The organism is Bradyrhizobium sp. WSM4873 (genome assembly GCF_055811355.1).
In genome coordinates this window covers 86,074-100,912 of sequence record NZ_JBVVPS010000007.1, presented here as the reverse complement: position 1 = coordinate 100,912, position 14,839 = coordinate 86,074, and the positions used below count along the sequence as shown (strand labels likewise).

Annotated in this window: 15 protein-coding genes; 2 read left to right on the top strand and 13 right to left on the bottom strand. The window is 60.9% G+C overall.

Translation table 11 applies throughout. The features are described from left to right. Window positions 1-320 precede the first annotated feature (320 nt). The 3 genes from AC0L21_RS12835 to leuC are packed head-to-tail and all read right to left on the bottom strand — an operon-like array spanning window position 321 to window position 3,740. A complete protein-coding gene (locus tag AC0L21_RS12835) occupies window positions 321-1,643 on the bottom strand; it encodes a 2-hydroxycarboxylate transporter family protein (RefSeq protein WP_473261852.1) in 1,323 nt (440 codons plus the stop codon). A gap of 52 nt (window positions 1,644-1,695) precedes the next feature. Continuing rightward, window positions 1,696-2,319 carry a 3-isopropylmalate dehydratase small subunit gene (gene leuD, locus AC0L21_RS12830; protein ID WP_473261849.1) on the bottom strand — a complete coding sequence of 208 codons (624 nt, stop codon included), beginning with the start codon at window positions 2,317-2,319 and terminating at the stop codon, window positions 1,696-1,698. Further along, window positions 2,316-3,740 carry a 3-isopropylmalate dehydratase large subunit gene (gene leuC / locus AC0L21_RS12825; RefSeq protein ID WP_473261847.1) on the bottom strand — a complete coding sequence of 475 codons (1,425 nt, stop codon included), beginning with the start codon at window positions 3,738-3,740 and terminating at the stop codon, window positions 2,316-2,318. Before leuC ends, leuD begins: the two co-directional genes overlap by 4 nt. A 123-nt stretch (window positions 3,741-3,863) precedes the next feature. On the opposite strand from leuC, the gene AC0L21_RS12820 reads away from it, so the two are divergent. Both AC0L21_RS12820 and AC0L21_RS12815 read left to right on the top strand, forming a co-directional pair. Further along, window positions 3,864-4,844, top strand: a complete 981-nt coding sequence (locus AC0L21_RS12820) for a LysR family transcriptional regulator (protein ID WP_473261845.1) — start codon at window positions 3,864-3,866, stop codon at window positions 4,842-4,844. Between the two features lie 450 nt (window positions 4,845-5,294). Next, window positions 5,295-6,248, top strand: coding sequence for a LysR family transcriptional regulator (locus AC0L21_RS12815; RefSeq protein ID WP_473261843.1), 954 nt, complete (start codon window positions 5,295-5,297; stop codon window positions 6,246-6,248). On the opposite strand, the gene AC0L21_RS12810 is transcribed toward AC0L21_RS12815, so the two are convergent. The 10 genes from AC0L21_RS12810 to AC0L21_RS12765 form a co-directional block, all read right to left on the bottom strand. Next, the gene (locus AC0L21_RS12810; protein WP_473261840.1) at window positions 6,224-6,463 is read right to left on the bottom strand and encodes a DUF2274 domain-containing protein; all 240 of its coding nucleotides are present in this window, start codon (window positions 6,461-6,463) and stop codon (window positions 6,224-6,226) included. The two genes, AC0L21_RS12815 and AC0L21_RS12810, sit on opposite strands and share 25 nt — an antisense overlap. Before the next feature lie 8 nt (window positions 6,464-6,471). Continuing rightward, the gene (locus AC0L21_RS12805) at window positions 6,472-7,680 is read right to left on the bottom strand and encodes a TraB/TrbI/VirB10 family type IV secretion system protein (protein WP_473261838.1); all 1,209 of its coding nucleotides are present in this window, start codon (window positions 7,678-7,680) and stop codon (window positions 6,472-6,474) included. Further along, window positions 7,677-8,711, bottom strand: coding sequence for a P-type conjugative transfer protein TrbG (gene trbG, locus AC0L21_RS12800; protein WP_473261836.1), 1,035 nt, complete (start codon window positions 8,709-8,711; stop codon window positions 7,677-7,679). The genes AC0L21_RS12805 and trbG overlap by 4 nt, the downstream gene beginning before the upstream one ends. Further along, window positions 8,708-9,391 (bottom strand): conjugal transfer protein TrbF, encoded by a 684-nt coding sequence (gene trbF / locus AC0L21_RS12795; RefSeq protein WP_473261834.1) that lies wholly within the window; start codon window positions 9,389-9,391, stop codon window positions 8,708-8,710. Before trbF ends, trbG begins: the two co-directional genes overlap by 4 nt. Window positions 9,392-9,490: 99 nt before the next feature. Further along, the gene (gene trbL / locus AC0L21_RS12790) at window positions 9,491-10,720 is read right to left on the bottom strand and encodes a P-type conjugative transfer protein TrbL (RefSeq protein ID WP_473261832.1); all 1,230 of its coding nucleotides are present in this window, start codon (window positions 10,718-10,720) and stop codon (window positions 9,491-9,493) included. Continuing rightward, window positions 10,717-11,073, bottom strand: a complete 357-nt coding sequence (gene trbK-alt, locus AC0L21_RS12785) for a putative entry exclusion protein TrbK-alt (protein WP_473261830.1) — start codon at window positions 11,071-11,073, stop codon at window positions 10,717-10,719. Before trbK-alt ends, trbL begins: the two co-directional genes overlap by 4 nt. Next, window positions 11,073-11,804: a P-type conjugative transfer protein TrbJ gene (gene trbJ / locus AC0L21_RS12780; RefSeq protein WP_473261828.1), complete on the bottom strand. Its 732-nt coding sequence runs from the start codon at window positions 11,802-11,804 to the stop codon at window positions 11,073-11,075. Before trbJ ends, trbK-alt begins: the two co-directional genes overlap by 1 nt. After that, window positions 11,801-14,242: a conjugal transfer protein TrbE gene (gene trbE / locus AC0L21_RS12775; protein ID WP_473261826.1), complete on the bottom strand. Its 2,442-nt coding sequence runs from the start codon at window positions 14,240-14,242 to the stop codon at window positions 11,801-11,803. Before trbE ends, trbJ begins: the two co-directional genes overlap by 4 nt. 10 nt (window positions 14,243-14,252) lie before the next feature. After that, window positions 14,253-14,516 (bottom strand): VirB3 family type IV secretion system protein, encoded by a 264-nt coding sequence (locus AC0L21_RS12770; RefSeq protein WP_473261824.1) that lies wholly within the window; start codon window positions 14,514-14,516, stop codon window positions 14,253-14,255. After that, window positions 14,516-14,839: a TrbC/VirB2 family type IV secretion system protein gene (locus AC0L21_RS12765; RefSeq protein ID WP_473261822.1), complete on the bottom strand. Its 324-nt coding sequence runs from the start codon at window positions 14,837-14,839 to the stop codon at window positions 14,516-14,518. The genes AC0L21_RS12770 and AC0L21_RS12765 overlap by 1 nt, the downstream gene beginning before the upstream one ends.

Genomic DNA, 14,839 nt, shown 5'->3' with positions numbered 1-14,839 from the left:
TCGGCACTACACCTGTTCACGGGCGTTCCGCGTTTGCTTTCCTGCCGGGCCGATGAAGAGGCTCGTAAGGTTTCCACGCTGAACGAGAAACTTGGGCCGCTGGTTATCGCCTCATCTGTACTTTCGACCTTCGTATGGGAAAGCAGTTCGCGGCATTGTTTTCCTAAGTGCGACAATGATGCACTCAAGTAGAAACCTGCAAGTAACGGCTCCTTGGCTCCGGGCATGATGGACTAGCTATGACCCGACCGCGAGCCGACCAGCAGAAAAGCGGCGGCGCTCAGCGTGGTATGGCGAGCGCCGCCAGTCACAGGGAGAGGTCAGAACATCCACTTCATCAATAGTGTCGCCACAACGATCATGATTGCTCCTCCGACACGTGTGGCAATCTGAGCGAATGCCATCAGGTTCATTCGATCGGCTGCGCCGAGGATCGCGACATCTCCAGTGCCACCAAGTCCGGAATGGCACGCGGTCACGATCGCCGCCTCCACCGGGTACATGTTCAACCATTTGCCGACGAAGAAGCCAGACAAGATCATCGTCAGAACGGTCGCCGTGCAAATCCCGATATATCCGGGATTGAACGATGCGATGAGCTGTTGCCAAGAGACGAGTAGCGTTCCCATCGCGACCAAGATTGCGAACGTCAGGTTTGTCGACATGAACTTGTTGATTTGATAGGCGCCAAGTTCCATCTCGTTCGGCAATATCCGGGTCAGCTTCAGGACAATGGCAGCAATAATCATCATGATCGGCCCAGGGATGCCCGCGTAGGGGGCCAAAATGACGCCAAAAACAAACAAGCCGCACGACAACACGATACCCGCGCCGAGCAGAGAGAGATCGATTGGACGATCCGGCTGCGCCTCCCCGAGAAGGTCGTCGTCCCCGGTCTTGACCAGCGTTCCTCGACCACTAAGATCACGGCGCTTCTCACCGAGCCGTGCTAACAACCCGGCACTGACAATCGCAACAACGTTTCCGAGCAGCGCCGCCGGCACCATTTGCGCGACCAGTTCGGATTGCTGCCGCTGCAATATTTCTGAATACGCGATGGAAAGGGGCAACACACCTTCAGCGAGGCCGCCGCCGATGATCGGGATTACGATGAAAAAGAACGTGTCCTTCGGGCTGTGACCGAACAGTAATCCGACAGCAATGCCAGCGGAAACCGCCGCAACTGTGCCGACCGAAAGCGGGACGAACATTCGAATAAAGCCCTGAATCAACACGCGATGAGGCATCCCGAGGATCGAGCCTGCGACGAGGCAAGCGATAAAGAAGTACTGAAAATTGGCCGTGCGGAAAGTTGTCGTGATGGCTTTCAAGGCGGCGTCCGGTATCAGGCCGTAATTGACCAGAGCCGACGGGATGAAAAGGCAAAGGATTGCGGTGCCGCCAATCTGCTTCAGGACGGGGATCGTTCGCCCCAGCTTGCCCAGCAAAAACCCGAGCAGCATCAGAACCGAGAGTCCCCCGATCACGTCGTTTGGCAATTTTCCGTTGTAAACTGCCACCCCGGAGACAAATACCGCAGCCAGATAGATCCCGATCGGCAGCGGGCCGATGCTGATCGCGGCAATTCCTTTGAGCGCCGATTGTTCCGCCGTGTCCGCCACGCGATATGTGGTGTCAGCCAAGAATTCCTCCTTTATTTACGATCATTGGTCACCCGCATGAGAGTCCGCGACCTCAGATGCCATCCCGGTCAAAGATCCAAGGATTTGCCGCGCGATGCCGAGCTTCGAAGGAGCGGATGTCGTGGGCGAATAGCAGTGTGGAGCCGACGAAGTCGCGGCCCGTCAAAAACGCTTCCTTCTTCGCCTGCTCGATATCGAAGGTGATACTGCGGGCACCCCGATCGAGTTGGATCGATTGTTGCGCGAGATCGATCGAGAGACCGTTGCAAGCGGCCTCGCTGACGATGGAGGCGAGTTCATTCGCAAGTATCTCTTCGACACTGATCGTCAGAAGCCCGTTATTGTCGCAGTTGTCGTTGAAAATGCCCGCAAAGCTAGTGCCGATCAGGGCGCGAATGCCGAGTTGCTGCAGCCCCCAGACCGCATGCTCCCGACTTGACCCGCAACCGAAGTTCGGGCCAACGACCAGGAAGCGCGCCCCGCGGTAGCCCTCCCGGTTCAGGATAAAATCTGGATTGGGTTTTCCCTCCCTGAAGCGAAGCAGGTTGAAAGCGCCCTCGCCAAGCCCGCTGCGGTCGATGCGCTTGAGAAACATCTTTGGCATGATCACGTCGGTGTCGATGTTTGGCGCCATCATCGGCGCGGCCGCGCCCGTGACGCGATCGAACGGGATCATCGGCGCGGCTCCCCAAGCAGCCGGCGTACATCGGTGATGCGTCCGGTCACCGCCGCGGCGGCGACCATGGCGGGGCTCATCAGGTGGGTTCGCACCCCCGGCCCCTGACGGCCTTCGAAGTTGCGATTGGTGGATGAAGCGCAGCGTTCATCCGGCTTCAGCACATCGTCATTCATCGCGAGGCACATAGAGCAGCCGGACTGCCGCCACTCGACACCGGCGTCGGTGAACACCTTTGCAATCCCTTCCGCCTCGGCCTGTGCCCTGACCTGCGTGGAGCCGGGAACCACGATGGCGCGGACGCCATGCGCGACGTGACGGCCCCTGAAAATCTCGGCGGCATCCCGAAGATCTTCGATCCGCGAATTCGTGCATGATCCGATGAACGCGAAATCGATCGCGACGGACTGTATGGGAGTCCCGGGCGTCAGGCCCATGTAGTGAAGTGCGCGTACTGCCGCCGCCTTGCGGCCAGGTGAGCCCTGGCCCCCGGGATCGGGGACATTGTCGGTTACCGCAATCGCCTGATCCGGGCTGGTGCCCCATGTCACCAATGGCGACACATCGGCGACGTCGAGCGCTACCTCGCGATCGAACCGGGCGTCCGGGTCGGAGCCTAGGTTCAACCAGCACTTTGCGGCGCGCTTCCACATTTCGCCCTTCGGAGAACGCGGGCGGTCCCGCAAATACTCCAGCACCTTCCAGTCAGGGGCGATCACGACGCCCCGCGCCCCCGCTTCCACAATCATAATACACAGCACGATCCGCCCCTCAACGCTCATGTCGGACACAGCAGGACCACTGAATTCCACCGCATAGCCCGTGGCGCCGTCCGCGCCGATACGGCGGACGATGTCCATCACGATATCCTTTGGGGTTACCCCGAGCGGCGCGTGTCCGGTCAACGCGATCCGCATGGTCTTGAGACGGCGATAGCGGACCGTGGAGGTCGCAAGATAGTGCTCGATATCCGAGGTTCCGATGCCGTAGCCGAGCGCGCCGAATGCGCCGTACGCCGTACTGTGGCTGTCGCCGGCGGCGACTACCATGCCCGGCATCACCAAGCCCTGCTCGGGCGCAACCACGTGCTCGATGCCCTGGCGCGGATCGAGAATGTCGAAATACTCAATGCCGAAATCCCTGGCATTGTCCGCGAAGAATTTGACTTGTCGTGCTGCGTCGTGGTCTGCAATGTCACGGGTACGGTGCTCGGCGGTTGGATTGACATGATCCACGACCATCAGGGCCGCAGACGGCTTCCAGACCTTGCGTCCTGCTGCGCGCAATCCGGCAAATGCCTGCGGACTGGTGTATTCGTTGAGCACCGTACGGTCCACGTAAAGCAGCACGAGGCCAGAATCGTCGAGCTTCCGCACCACGTGCGCATCGACCAGCTTGTCGTAGAGCGTACGCGCGGTCATCGCAGCTTTCTCCTTTACCTCTTTTCGGACCGTGCCGCGCGCAATACTGGAAATCCAATGCCGGGATCTGATATCATTATGCATGACGTGCATAAGCGCACCCGATTGGCCGGGAGTTAGTTCATGGAGATAAATTTGCTGCACGACTTCATCGCGGTCGCCGCCACGCGCAGCTTTTCGCGTGCGGCCGAGCAGAGAAATTCCTCCCAGCCGGCCCTGAGCCGCCGGATCCAAACGCTTGAATTGTGGACTGGAACGCCACTGTTCGACCGAACCACGCACACCGTCAGTCTGACCTCGGCCGGCGAGGTTTTCCTGCAGACCGCCGAGGATATTTTGCGCCGGCTTGCCGCCGGGCGCCTCGAAGCCCAGGAGCGGGCCCGCGGCGCGTCGGACGTCCTGAAGTTTGCGTCAACCAATGCGCTGTCGCTGACGTTTTTTCCGGATTGGCTCCGCCGTGTCGAAACCAAGCTTTCGTTCGTGCCGAATGTGCAGCTTGTCGCCAACCACATGGATGCCTGCGAACGAACGCTCCTCGCGGGCGAGGCCCATTTTCTGCTTTGTCACCATCACCCATCCGCCGCGACCGCATTGATGCCGTCGCATTTCCGCTCGCTTCATGTCGGTAACGACCGCTTGATCCCCGCTTCGGTGCCGCTATCGGGACGAAGCCGGAAACCCCGCTTCAAGCTTCCGGGGACGGAAAATGCGCCGGTGCAGTTTCTCAGCTTCCGTCCGGAATCAGGTATGGGAAAGATTCTCGAAGCGGTCCTTGCGACCTCGCCTATGAAGGCGCATCTGCGCACCACGTTTACTTCGCATTTGGCCAAGCTACTGGTGACAATGGTGCAGGCCGGCCGAGGCATGGCATGGTTGCCCGAAAGCTTGATCGCCGATCAGCTTGCCTCGGGTGACCTAGTCGCGGCAGGCGGCCAGGAATGGCATATCCCAATCGAGATCCACGTCTTTAGACCTAAGTTTCGCCTGGCGCAGGCCCCCGAGTCATTCTGGCAACATGTCCTGAAGACTTTGGACGATGGCGGAGCCACGCCAGTACGCACTCGCACCTCGGGCACCCGGCGCAATAGCAAGACACCGATTTAGTGCCAGAGGACACGGCCCATTTTTGTGGCGCCTGATTCTCAGACCCATGCCTGACCAGTATCCATCCCCTAAGCCAGGGAAGTCCATACGGACGTACTCGCAGACCATGGCGATCAGTTTCTCGGAGCTCTGCACTCCGTCATTAAAGCGGCATCGGCACCATCACTTGTGTCGATGTCGCAATGTGCGATCAGCTCTTAATCTGGCGTTGGCAGGCCGCTTCGCGGTCGCACAACCTTAATGGGCCAAACGAAAATGCCAGGGCTTTAGGCGCCTTACGAGCCCCATAGCATCACTTCATGCTTACGAAAATCTCCGCCCGTGTCCGCCTGGTGCGCGCTTTCGATCACCTCCCCTTGATCTCCGGATCATTCTGATCTAAGTGCGCCATCCCGCGCGCAACCCGAAGTAGTCTTTTCCTTCCTTTCCGTGAGGGAGTTAATAGATCGCATGAACCATAGGAAGACAACGCGAACATTGAGGCCTACCCAAGCGGCTCGAATTGAACTGCATCATCTGCGCTCCGCCATTGCGGCAGCCGACCATGGAAGCTTTCGTGCAGCTGCGGAAAGTACTGCAGTGCGCCATTCTGCGCTAAGTCGATCTGTCAAAAGCTTCGAACATCTCCTTGGCGCCACACTTTTTATACGATCAAGCGCAGGACTTAGGGCCACGTCCACGGGACGAAATGTCCTTCGCATAGCCAAGTTAATCCTGGAGCAAGTGGAAGTACTTGCGACAATGGGGGATCCCAGCGCCGAAGCGGGTGGAGGAAAGCTTTCCATCGGTTTCTATACTTCGATGTCTGCGGGCAATTTGAGGGCAAGTTTGCTCGAATTCAAAAGACGCTTCCCGGAAATCGAACTCGCGACCGTCGAGCGTTCCCGAACACGTCTCATACATGCATTGAGGACTGGGACTCTTGACGCAATCATTATGACGGGAGCAATTCCGTTTCCCGCGGATGAGAAATTATCACTCTGGAGCGAGCGTATCTTGGTCTCGGTTCCTGAGGGACATCGGCTCGCTGACCGAGAGGCCGTCTTCTGGACCGACTTGCGCGACGAAACACTTATATTGAGCCACTACGATCCTGGCGCGGAATTTGAGGATTTACTCATCTCAAAGCTTGTGTCGCTGGAGCACCGTCCGAGGATTGAACGGCATGACGTTAGCCGTGGGATTATTAAGAGTCTCGTCAGCATGGGCTTGGGTTTGAGTCTCGTAACGGAATCGGATGTCGGCGCTAAATTTGCAGGCTTGATCTATCGTGAGCTGCGAGATGGATCGGGGCCAAGCCGCATCGGCTTTTCAGCGAGCTGGAGGCGCGACAACGAAAATATCGCGCTCAAACACTTTCTCGCGCTTCTGACCGAACGCTATCCCCCTCCGGCTCCAGACTGAGACGCGCGCCGTAACTTCGTAAATCCTCGATCCGCGGCCATGAACCGTGCCAGCATAGGTGCGACAAGCTTGGCCGGATCATTGATGGGTTGGCCAGATTCCCTCGCGAGGGCATTCGCATAGGCAACCAAATCTCGATGCACTGAAGCTGGCAATTCGAGATTGAGCTTGACAGGCTTGTCGTCGGGAAGCGTTCCAATCTTGAGCTTGGCCATAATTGTCGTCATCCTCCGTATGGCGCAAGAACGAGATCCCGGTTGACGATCACACGGACGGGAAACCCCGGACGGATGGTCAGCGTCGGCTGAATATTGAGGCTGCGCCGCACCACCTGCTGTCCAGTTTGGTTTACTGAGTCGGAGGCGCCGTGCCGTAATGCCTGAATGATTGCACTGTCGTTGTTATTGGATTCCGAACCAGCTCCCAACTCCGTCCCGAGAGCCAGAAGCGTCGATAGTGCCGCAGCCTTGAACAGCTCACCCCAATGGTTGTCGACTTGGTCTTCCACCCCCGCGTACCCTGCGCTGTCAGCACCGGGCTGCCGCTCGAGAATGATCGAGCGGCCGTTCGGCATGATGAGCCGGGTCCAGACCAGCAGCACTCGCGACTGACCGAACGAAACCTGGCTGTCATAACTGCCGATCAGCTTCGCTCCCTGCGGCACGAGCAAAAAGCGGCCGGTCGGAGTGTCGTATAAATTCTCGGTCACCTGCGCCGTGACTTGGCCGGGAAGGTCTGACCTGATCCCGGTGATCAGTGCTCCCGGAATCACCGTCCCGGCCTGCACAATGTATGGTGAAGCGGGCCTGCTGACGCGGTCAGGGCTCACCGTGCGGCGGTCCACAGAAGCGTTCACAAAGGCAAGTTTTCGGTCCTGCGCGTTTTGCGCAGGTCCTTCGTCGCTGGTGCTCGTGGCGTTCGGCGGCACGCGCTCGCCTCCAACAGCCGCAGCGGCGGGCGGACGCACCTCTCTCCCATTGGTCGAAGCGAACAGATGGCTGATACGGGCCGCCTCGCTCTCCTGATCGCGGCGCTGCTGTTCCGCATCTCCGCCGGTCATCGGCGACTGGCCTTGAGCCGCCAGAATGGGTCGACCGAGGTCGCCTGGGAGCGGCGGCCCAAGCTGCGGCACGGCTGGGCGTGAAGCGCCAGTGTAGTCCTTCGGCAGCGCCTCGATGCCGTCGGCGAGATTGTGATGATCGGTGCTATAGAGCTCGTCGGCCGCTTGGTTGCGGGAGCGATTGCTCTGGAGCGACCACAACACGGCTCCGCCGACGACAAGCAAGGCGACAGCGCTGCCGCCGGCGAGAACCTTGCGGGACAGTCGCGTGATCCGCGGAGGTTCGGCGCGCAGGCGGAAGCTCCTGGATTGCTCCTCCGGTGTTTGCGGCGGAATGGCCCCCTCAGGATTATTTTCGTTCTGCGTGTTCATGACGACGGCCTCCCGTCGGTCCTGACAATTCTGACCTTCTGCTGGTGCTCACCACCCAGCCGCAGTTCTGCTGCTGCAAACAGCCGGTCCACGATCAGCACATTGCGGTAGGCGCGATAGTTGACCAGTTCGGTCTTGCCGTCAGGGCCGATGACGAAGAGTGGCGGCATCTCGCCTTGGACGATCCCTTGCGGGAATTCGATATAGACCTTTCGGCCGTCGTCATACGCTGCGAGCGGCCGCCAGGGTGGACTGTCGCCCTCGATCGCATAGCGAAAGACACGCTGCGCTGGATCAGGAATGACGGGCCTGAGGGCGACCGAGCGCGATCGTTCGCGAACCGGCTCCGGATAGTACCAGGCCACAGACGGCATGTACGGCCGCTCCCGTGAGCGGAGCTCGATCAGGTAAGTGCGCCGGTCGGTATTGACGACAAGATTGGTCTCGATCGAGGCCCGGGTCGGCTTCACCAGAATGTGGACCTGACGCGTATCCCCGCTCCCGCTCTCAGTATCTCCCACGACCCAGCGCACGGTATCTCCGGCCGCGATCGGTCCAGATCCCGTTAGTTGTTCTCCCTCTTCCAGCGCGATGTCCGTGATCTGTCCGGGAGCGGCGTAGACCTGGTAGAGCGCCCCGGGGCTGAAGGCGTAAATCTGCGCAGCGTTGAAGTATCCCCTTTTGCGCGGCTCGACTCGCGCCGCGCTATTTGCGGTCTCAATCCGGCTCACGGGTTCAACCTCTTCCTTGGCCCCCGACTTGCCGCCGAGAACGGGTTTCCAGAGCGGCGGAACGTGCAGCGGCCGAGGTCGGTCGTCCAGAGACACTGGAGAGGCCGGCAGCGGTGGGACCTCGGCGTCATAGCTAATTTCCGGCGGAATGTAGGTCGCGCATCCACCAAGCACCGACGTGCCAAGCAGCAGAGCTGGTAAAAGGGCTCGCCTCAAAGCCGCGAGCTTGCATGTGCTCGAGCTAAACCTGCGGTATTGGATCGGACCGTTTGAACACATGTCACGCGTCGTCTTGATCACTGACCCAACTCCTTCGACCAGTTGATGGCGCGGACGTAGACGCCAAGGGGATTCTTGCGCAGGCGTTCGGCATTGCGCGGCGTCTCGATTGCGACCGTTAGAATCGCGGTCCAGCGCTCGGTCGCGCTCAATGAGCCGTTCTCGTAGATGCGTTGGGTCCACGCGACGCGGAAGCTCTCCGAAGACGCACGGATCACGCTTGAGACATCAACGGAGATCTGCGCCTTACCCAGCTTGGCAAATGGATCGTTGTTGCGTGCGAAGTCGTTGAGCGCGGCCGCGCCACGATCGGTCGTAAAATCATACGCTCGCAGCCAGTTCTGGCGCAGAACGATGCCGTCGGCCGGCAAGCCTCTGACATCCTCGATAAAGCGCGCCAAGTGATAGGCGATCTGAGCGTCCGTGGGCTGATAATCGACGTTGGCTGGCGCAACCCGTTGAGCCTGGCCCAGGCGATCGACCTCGACGACCCAGGGCGTGATTGATCCCTGTGCTGATTGCCAAACAAGTCCAGCGGCCAGCCCGCCCGAGAGCATGAGGCAACCAAAGGCCATCAAGCGCCAATTCCTGGCCTGCACGCGTGCCGATCCAATGCGCTCGTCCCAGACTTGCGCTGCTTTTTGGTAGGGCGTGACAGGTTCGGGCATGCGCCCGTAGTGAACGGAAGGTCGTCTGAACATGGATAGCTGCCCCTGAGATCGAGTGATTGGTTTAAAGTGTCGCAGTGTGCCGTTTGCGCCGCTGCAAAGCGCCCGGCGAACCAGCGGGTTGGCTGCCTCTCAGCGCTCTCCTTCCGAGAGATCGACAGAAGAGCCGCTGCCGCCATGATCGCCGGAGCGCACCGCATGACCGGCCGCCGACGCGCCGTGCCGAATGGTCTGGGCGCGTTTCATGCGCCTCGCCCAATCGGGTTGCCCGTCTGTGGACGTGCTTGCGGCCGGCTCGCTCGCTTGCCCGCTGCCGGCGAATGCGGCCGCGGCTCGACGCAATGGACTCATGGCAGCCCAGCCACCGGCCTCCGCGACACCAGCAAGGCCGCCGCTTCGATAAGCTGCGGATGTGCCACTCACGAAGGAAGCTCCGCCGCGCCCTGCACCTGCGAGCGCACCCCCAGCCAAACCAGTACCACCGGCGGCAAGACCTGCACCTGCCGCAACGACGCCGCCGGCAGCAAGGCCCGTCCCGATCGCGGCGCCGGCGCCGAGCTGGGGTCCGCCCGATACCAGGCCGTTTGCGATTCCGGGACCGAAGATACCGAGACCCAGCAAGGAGAGAGCCGCGAGCACGAGGGTCATCGCATCTTCGATTGTAGGCTGCGCGCCGCCAAAACCGGCCGTGAACTGTGAGAAGAGGGTTGAGCCAATGCCGACGATGACGGCCAGGACCAAGACCTTGATCCCGGAGGATATGACGTTGCCGAGGACCCGCTCCGCCGCGAAGGCCGTCTTCCCAAACAGGCCAAAGGGAATGAGCACAAAGCCGGCCAGCGTCGTCAGCTTGAACTCGATCAATGTGACGAAGAGCTGGATCGCCAATATGAAGAAGGCGAGCAGCACCACGACCCAGGCGAACAGGAGGACGACGATCTGCACGAAATTCTCGAAGAAGCTGATGTAGCCCATCAGGTTCGAGATCGAATCGAGCATCGGCCTTCCGGCATCGAGCCCGACTTGCGCGATCTTTCCCGGCCGCAGGAAGTCTGACGCGGAGAGGCTCGAACCGGACGCTTTCAGCCCGAGGCCGGCAAAGCTCTCGAAGACGATCCGTGCGAGGTTATTCCAATTTCCGATCAGATACGCGAAGACCCCAACGAATAGCGTTTTCTTCACGAGACGCGCGATGATGTCCTCGTCGGTGCCCCAACTCCAGAATAGCGCGGCAAGCGTGATGTCGATGGCGGCCAGCGTCGTCGCGAGATACCCGACCTCGCCACCCAAAAGCCCGAAGCCGTTGTCGATGTAGCGGGTGAATGTCTCAAGGAACTGGTCGATGATGCCCGTACCGGTCATGGCTTAGCTTCCTTGGGCACACCGGCGGCCGGATCTCCTTGCGGAATCCGGCTCTGGTCTTTTGGCGCGGCTGTCACGCCAGCTTCTGCAGCGGCAGCACCGTCCCGCTTACCAAAAAAACGAAGGCGGTTTTCGGCCCAGACCTTCTGGCAATGCTGATAGTCCGCTGCATCTTCCGAAGAGATGGTGCGGCAGCGGGCGAGGTCGGAAGGGTCAGCGCCTTTGGTCTGCTCTGCCTTGGGCGGCGAAGACATATCTTCTCCGCCACGAAGCTGAATCCCGCAGCCTGCGACAACCAGCACCCCGACCGACATGAGCAGCGACAACGCCTTGAATGGGCCTGTGTCGGTCATCAGTGAAACATCCGCACGTCCTGGGATTGATAGCCCTGCCCCGGCGTCAAAAACCGCCGGAGCTGTTCTCGCCCCTGGTCCTGGGCTGCCGCGCGCTGTGCTGCTTCGAGGCTCTGCGCCCTGCCCTGTGCCGCGACAGTGGCGGTGAGATCGGCAAGTTGCTGCGCCTGAAGCGCGAGCATCTGGTTGCCGGCCTGCGTCGCCTGCAGTGCGCCGCTGGCACCCTGGCTCGACGTCACGAGGGCCGATGTCTGGACGCGATTGGTATCGAGGTTGCCCACGACGCCGGCCTGAACCCGGAGCGCGTCCTGCAACGCCGCGACAGAATTCTGCCACCGTGATTGGGCATTGGTGATCAGCAGCTGGCTGGACTGGCTGCCGCTCGCCGGCGCATAGCTGGTCGAGAACGCGTGGTCGATCTGCTGGACGTCGTAGGCAATGCGCTGGGCCTGCGTCAGCAGTTGCTGAGTCCGCTGGATCGAGGATTGCAGTTGCTGGAGCGAGGAGTACGGCAGGCTTGCCAGATTCCTGGCTTGATTGATCAGCATCTGCGCTTCGTTCTGCAACGAAGTGATCTGATTGCTGATCTGCTGCAGTTCGCGCGCGGCGGTCAGCACGTTCTGGACGTAATTGTTGGGATCGAAGACGATCCACTGCGCTTGTGCGGGCGCCGCGACACAAAGCGTCAGCGCGATCGTGCCAGCGACGGCGAATAGACCGAGGCGCATCATTGTGACTTCTCCAGATTGAGGAGGCTGGGAATCAGGTCGGTAGCCCAGGTGACGCCGCGGTGCTGAAGCCAAGCCGGCACGAAGCCGTCAGGCCCGTGCTCGGCGAGCAGCCGCTCGATGGCAGCCGGGTCGGTCTTGGAAGTGGCCGCCGTAAAGGCGAGCGCAACTTCGCCAAGTCCGAGCTCGAACATCCGGTTGCCGCGGCGGGACTGGCAATAGTAGTCCCGCTTCGGTGTAGCCCGACTCAGTAGCTCGATCTGGCGGTCGTTGAGGCCAAAGCGGCGGTAGATGGCAGTGATCTGCGGTTCGATCGCCCGCTCGTTCGGCAGCAACAGACGCGTCGGGCAACTTTCGATGATCGCGGGCGCGATGGCGGAGCCGTCGATATCGGATAGCGACTGGGTGGCAAAGACGATGGAGGCGTTCTTCTTGCGAAGCGTCTTCAGCCATTCGCGGAGCTGGCCGGCGAAATCCTCGTCATCGAGGGCAAGCCAACCCTCATCGACGATGAGAAGTGTGGGACGGCCGTCGAGACGATCGCCGATGCGATGAAAGAGGTAGGCCAGCACAGCCGGAGCCGCGCTCGTTCCAATCAAGCCTTCGGTCTCGAACGCCTGGACGGAGGACTCGCCAAGGCGCTCGAACTCGGCATCAAGCAGGCGCCCGGACGAACCGCCGAGGCAATAGGGTTGCAGGGCGCGTTTCAGGGCATTCGATTGCAGAAGGACCGACAGGCCCGTCAGCGTACGTTCCTCCCTCGGCGCGGAAGCGAGAGACGTCAGTGCCGACCACAGATGGTCCTTGACCTCCGGGGTGATCTCGACCTTTTCGCGTGCCAGGATCGCGCCGACCCATTCGGTGGCCCATCCACGCTCGGACGGGTCATCGATCCAGGCCAGCGGCTGCAACGCGACGGGCTGATCTTCTCCGTCAGACAAGGCACCACCGAGATCATGCCAGTCGCCACCCATGGCGAGCGCGGCTGCCCGGATCGAACCGCCAAAATCGAACGCAAACACTTGGGAGTTCGGGTAACGGCGGAATTGCATTGCCATGAGGGCGAGCAGGACGGACTTGCCCGCACCTGTGGGGCCCACCACAAGGGTATGACCGACGTCACCGACGTGGAGCGAAAACCGGAACGGGGTTGAACCCTCGGTCCTGCCGAACAGGAGCGGCGGAGCGCCAAAATGCAGGTCCCGCGCCTCGCCCGCCCATACAGCCGACATCGGAATCATATGGACGAGGTTGAGGGTCGACACCGGGGGCTGCCGCACATTGGCATAAGCATGCCCGGGCAGACTGCCGAGCCAGGCTTCCACGGCGTTCACTTTCTCGATCATGCAGGTGAAATCGCGGCCCTGAACGACCTTCTCGATCAGGCGGAGCTTTTCATCGGCAGCATTGGGATCGGCATCCCAGACGGTGATCGTTGCCGTGACAAAGGCCTGTCCGATCTGGTCCGAACCAAGTTCCTGTAGCGCAGCGTCGGCATCCAGCGCCTTGTTGTGGGCGTCGGTATCGAGCAGTGTCGGCGCCTCGTTCGTCATGACCTCCTTGAGGATGGCGCCGATCGACTTTCGCTTGGCGAACCACTGCCGGCGGATCTTGGTCAAAAGCTTGGTGGCATCGGTCTTGTCGAGCATGATCGCGCGCGTCGACCAGCGATATGAGAATGGCAGGCGATTGAGGTCATCCAGAATTCCGGGCGTCGTCGCTCCCGGAAAGCCGACGAGCGTGAGGACACGCAGATTGGCTGCGCCCAACATCGGTTCGAGCCCGCCGGTCAGCGGCTGGTCAGCCAACAGCGCATCGATGTACATCGGAATTTCGGGCACGCGGACGCGATGACGTTTGGTCGAAATCGTCGAGTGCAGGTACGTCAGCGTGGCTTGATCATCGAGCCAGGTGCATTCGGGCATGAACCCTTCAAGAAGCCCGAGCACGCGGCCGGTTTGATCGACAAAACCGCGGAGCACTTCGCGAGCGTCTGCTCCGAGAGTGCGATCGCGCCCCTCATAGAGCAATCGCTCTGCCTTCGCTGTGCCCTCCTCTGGTGGAAGATAGAGGAAAGTCAGGAAATAGCTGGACTCGTAGTGGGCACCCGCCTCTTCGAACTGGGCCCTGCGTTCTGCATCGACCAGCGCGGATGCGGCATCCGGAAAGATGCTCGGAGGATAGGCTCCCGCAAAATGGCGCTGCGCCTCGACAAATACGGCCCAGCCCGATCCGAGGCGGCGCAGGGCGTTGTTCAGACGGCCGGCGACGGCGACGAGTTCGGCCGGCACTGCGCTGTCGAGGTCGGGGCCACGGAATTTCGCCGTTCTTTGGAACGAGCCATCCTTGTTCAGGACGATGCCCTCATCGACCAGGGCGGCCCAAGGCAGGAAGTCGGCAAGACGCGCGTTGGAATGACGATATTCGGCAAGGTTCATCATGACCGATAACTCAGAGGTTGAGATGGCCGGGAATGCGCAGATGTCGGCGCACCACGTGGACGAAGGCGGGATCGCGCTTGGCGGCCCAGACGGCGGCCATGTGGCCGATGAACCAGAGGACCAGACCCGCGATCCACAGTCGCAGTCCGAGCCCAAGCGCGGCGGCAAGCGTGCCGTTGACAATCGCGACCGATCGCGGCGCACCGCCCATCAGGATGGGCTCGGTAAGCGCGCGGTGGACGGGCACGACAAAACCTGCGACCGGCTCATCCATCAGATCACCACGCCGCCGCCGAAGGAGAAGAACGACAGGAAGAAGCTCGAAGCCGCGAACGCGATCGACAGACCAAACACGATCTGGATCAGCCTGCGGAAACCACCCGAGGAATCTCCGAACGCGAGCGTGAGGCCGGTGACGACGATGATGATGACGGCGATGATCTTGGCGACCGGCCCCTCGACCGACTGCAGGATCTGATTGAGCGGTTGCTCCCACGGCATGTTCGAGCCGGCGGCCCATGCCGGCGGTGCTGCCAAGAGCACCGCGCCGAAAGCCGCCAACGATGCCCCACGAAAAAAGCAAAATTGCAGACGCAT

What these genes read in the sequence shown, in the direction of transcription:
- leuD (WP_473261849.1), bottom strand. Translation starts at nt 2,319, where the DNA reads ATGATCCCGTTCGATCGCGTCACGGGCGCGGCCGCGCCGATGATGGCG.
- leuC (WP_473261847.1), bottom strand. Translation starts at nt 3,740, where the DNA reads ATGACCGCGCGTACGCTCTACGACAAGCTGGTCGATGCGCACGTGGTG.
- AC0L21_RS12820 (WP_473261845.1), top strand. Translation starts at nt 3,864, where the DNA reads ATGGAGATAAATTTGCTGCACGACTTCATCGCGGTCGCCGCCACGCGC.
- AC0L21_RS12815 (WP_473261843.1), top strand. Translation starts at nt 5,295, where the DNA reads ATGAACCATAGGAAGACAACGCGAACATTGAGGCCTACCCAAGCGGCT.
- AC0L21_RS12810 (WP_473261840.1), bottom strand. Translation starts at nt 6,463, where the DNA reads ATGGCCAAGCTCAAGATTGGAACGCTTCCCGACGACAAGCCTGTCAAG.
- AC0L21_RS12805 (WP_473261838.1), bottom strand. Translation starts at nt 7,680, where the DNA reads ATGAACACGCAGAACGAAAATAATCCTGAGGGGGCCATTCCGCCGCAA.
- trbF (WP_473261834.1), bottom strand. Translation starts at nt 9,391, where the DNA reads ATGTTCAGACGACCTTCCGTTCACTACGGGCGCATGCCCGAACCTGTC.
- trbL (WP_473261832.1), bottom strand. Translation starts at nt 10,720, where the DNA reads ATGACCGGTACGGGCATCATCGACCAGTTCCTTGAGACATTCACCCGC.
- trbK-alt (WP_473261830.1), bottom strand. Translation starts at nt 11,073, where the DNA reads ATGACCGACACAGGCCCATTCAAGGCGTTGTCGCTGCTCATGTCGGTC.
- trbJ (WP_473261828.1), bottom strand. Translation starts at nt 11,804, where the DNA reads ATGATGCGCCTCGGTCTATTCGCCGTCGCTGGCACGATCGCGCTGACG.
- trbE (WP_473261826.1), bottom strand. Translation starts at nt 14,242, where the DNA reads ATGATGAACCTTGCCGAATATCGTCATTCCAACGCGCGTCTTGCCGAC.
- AC0L21_RS12770 (WP_473261824.1), bottom strand. Translation starts at nt 14,516, where the DNA reads ATGGATGAGCCGGTCGCAGGTTTTGTCGTGCCCGTCCACCGCGCGCTT.
- AC0L21_RS12765 (WP_473261822.1), bottom strand. Translation starts at nt 14,839, where the DNA reads ATGCGTCTGCAATTTTGCTTTTTTCGTGGGGCATCGTTGGCGGCTTTC.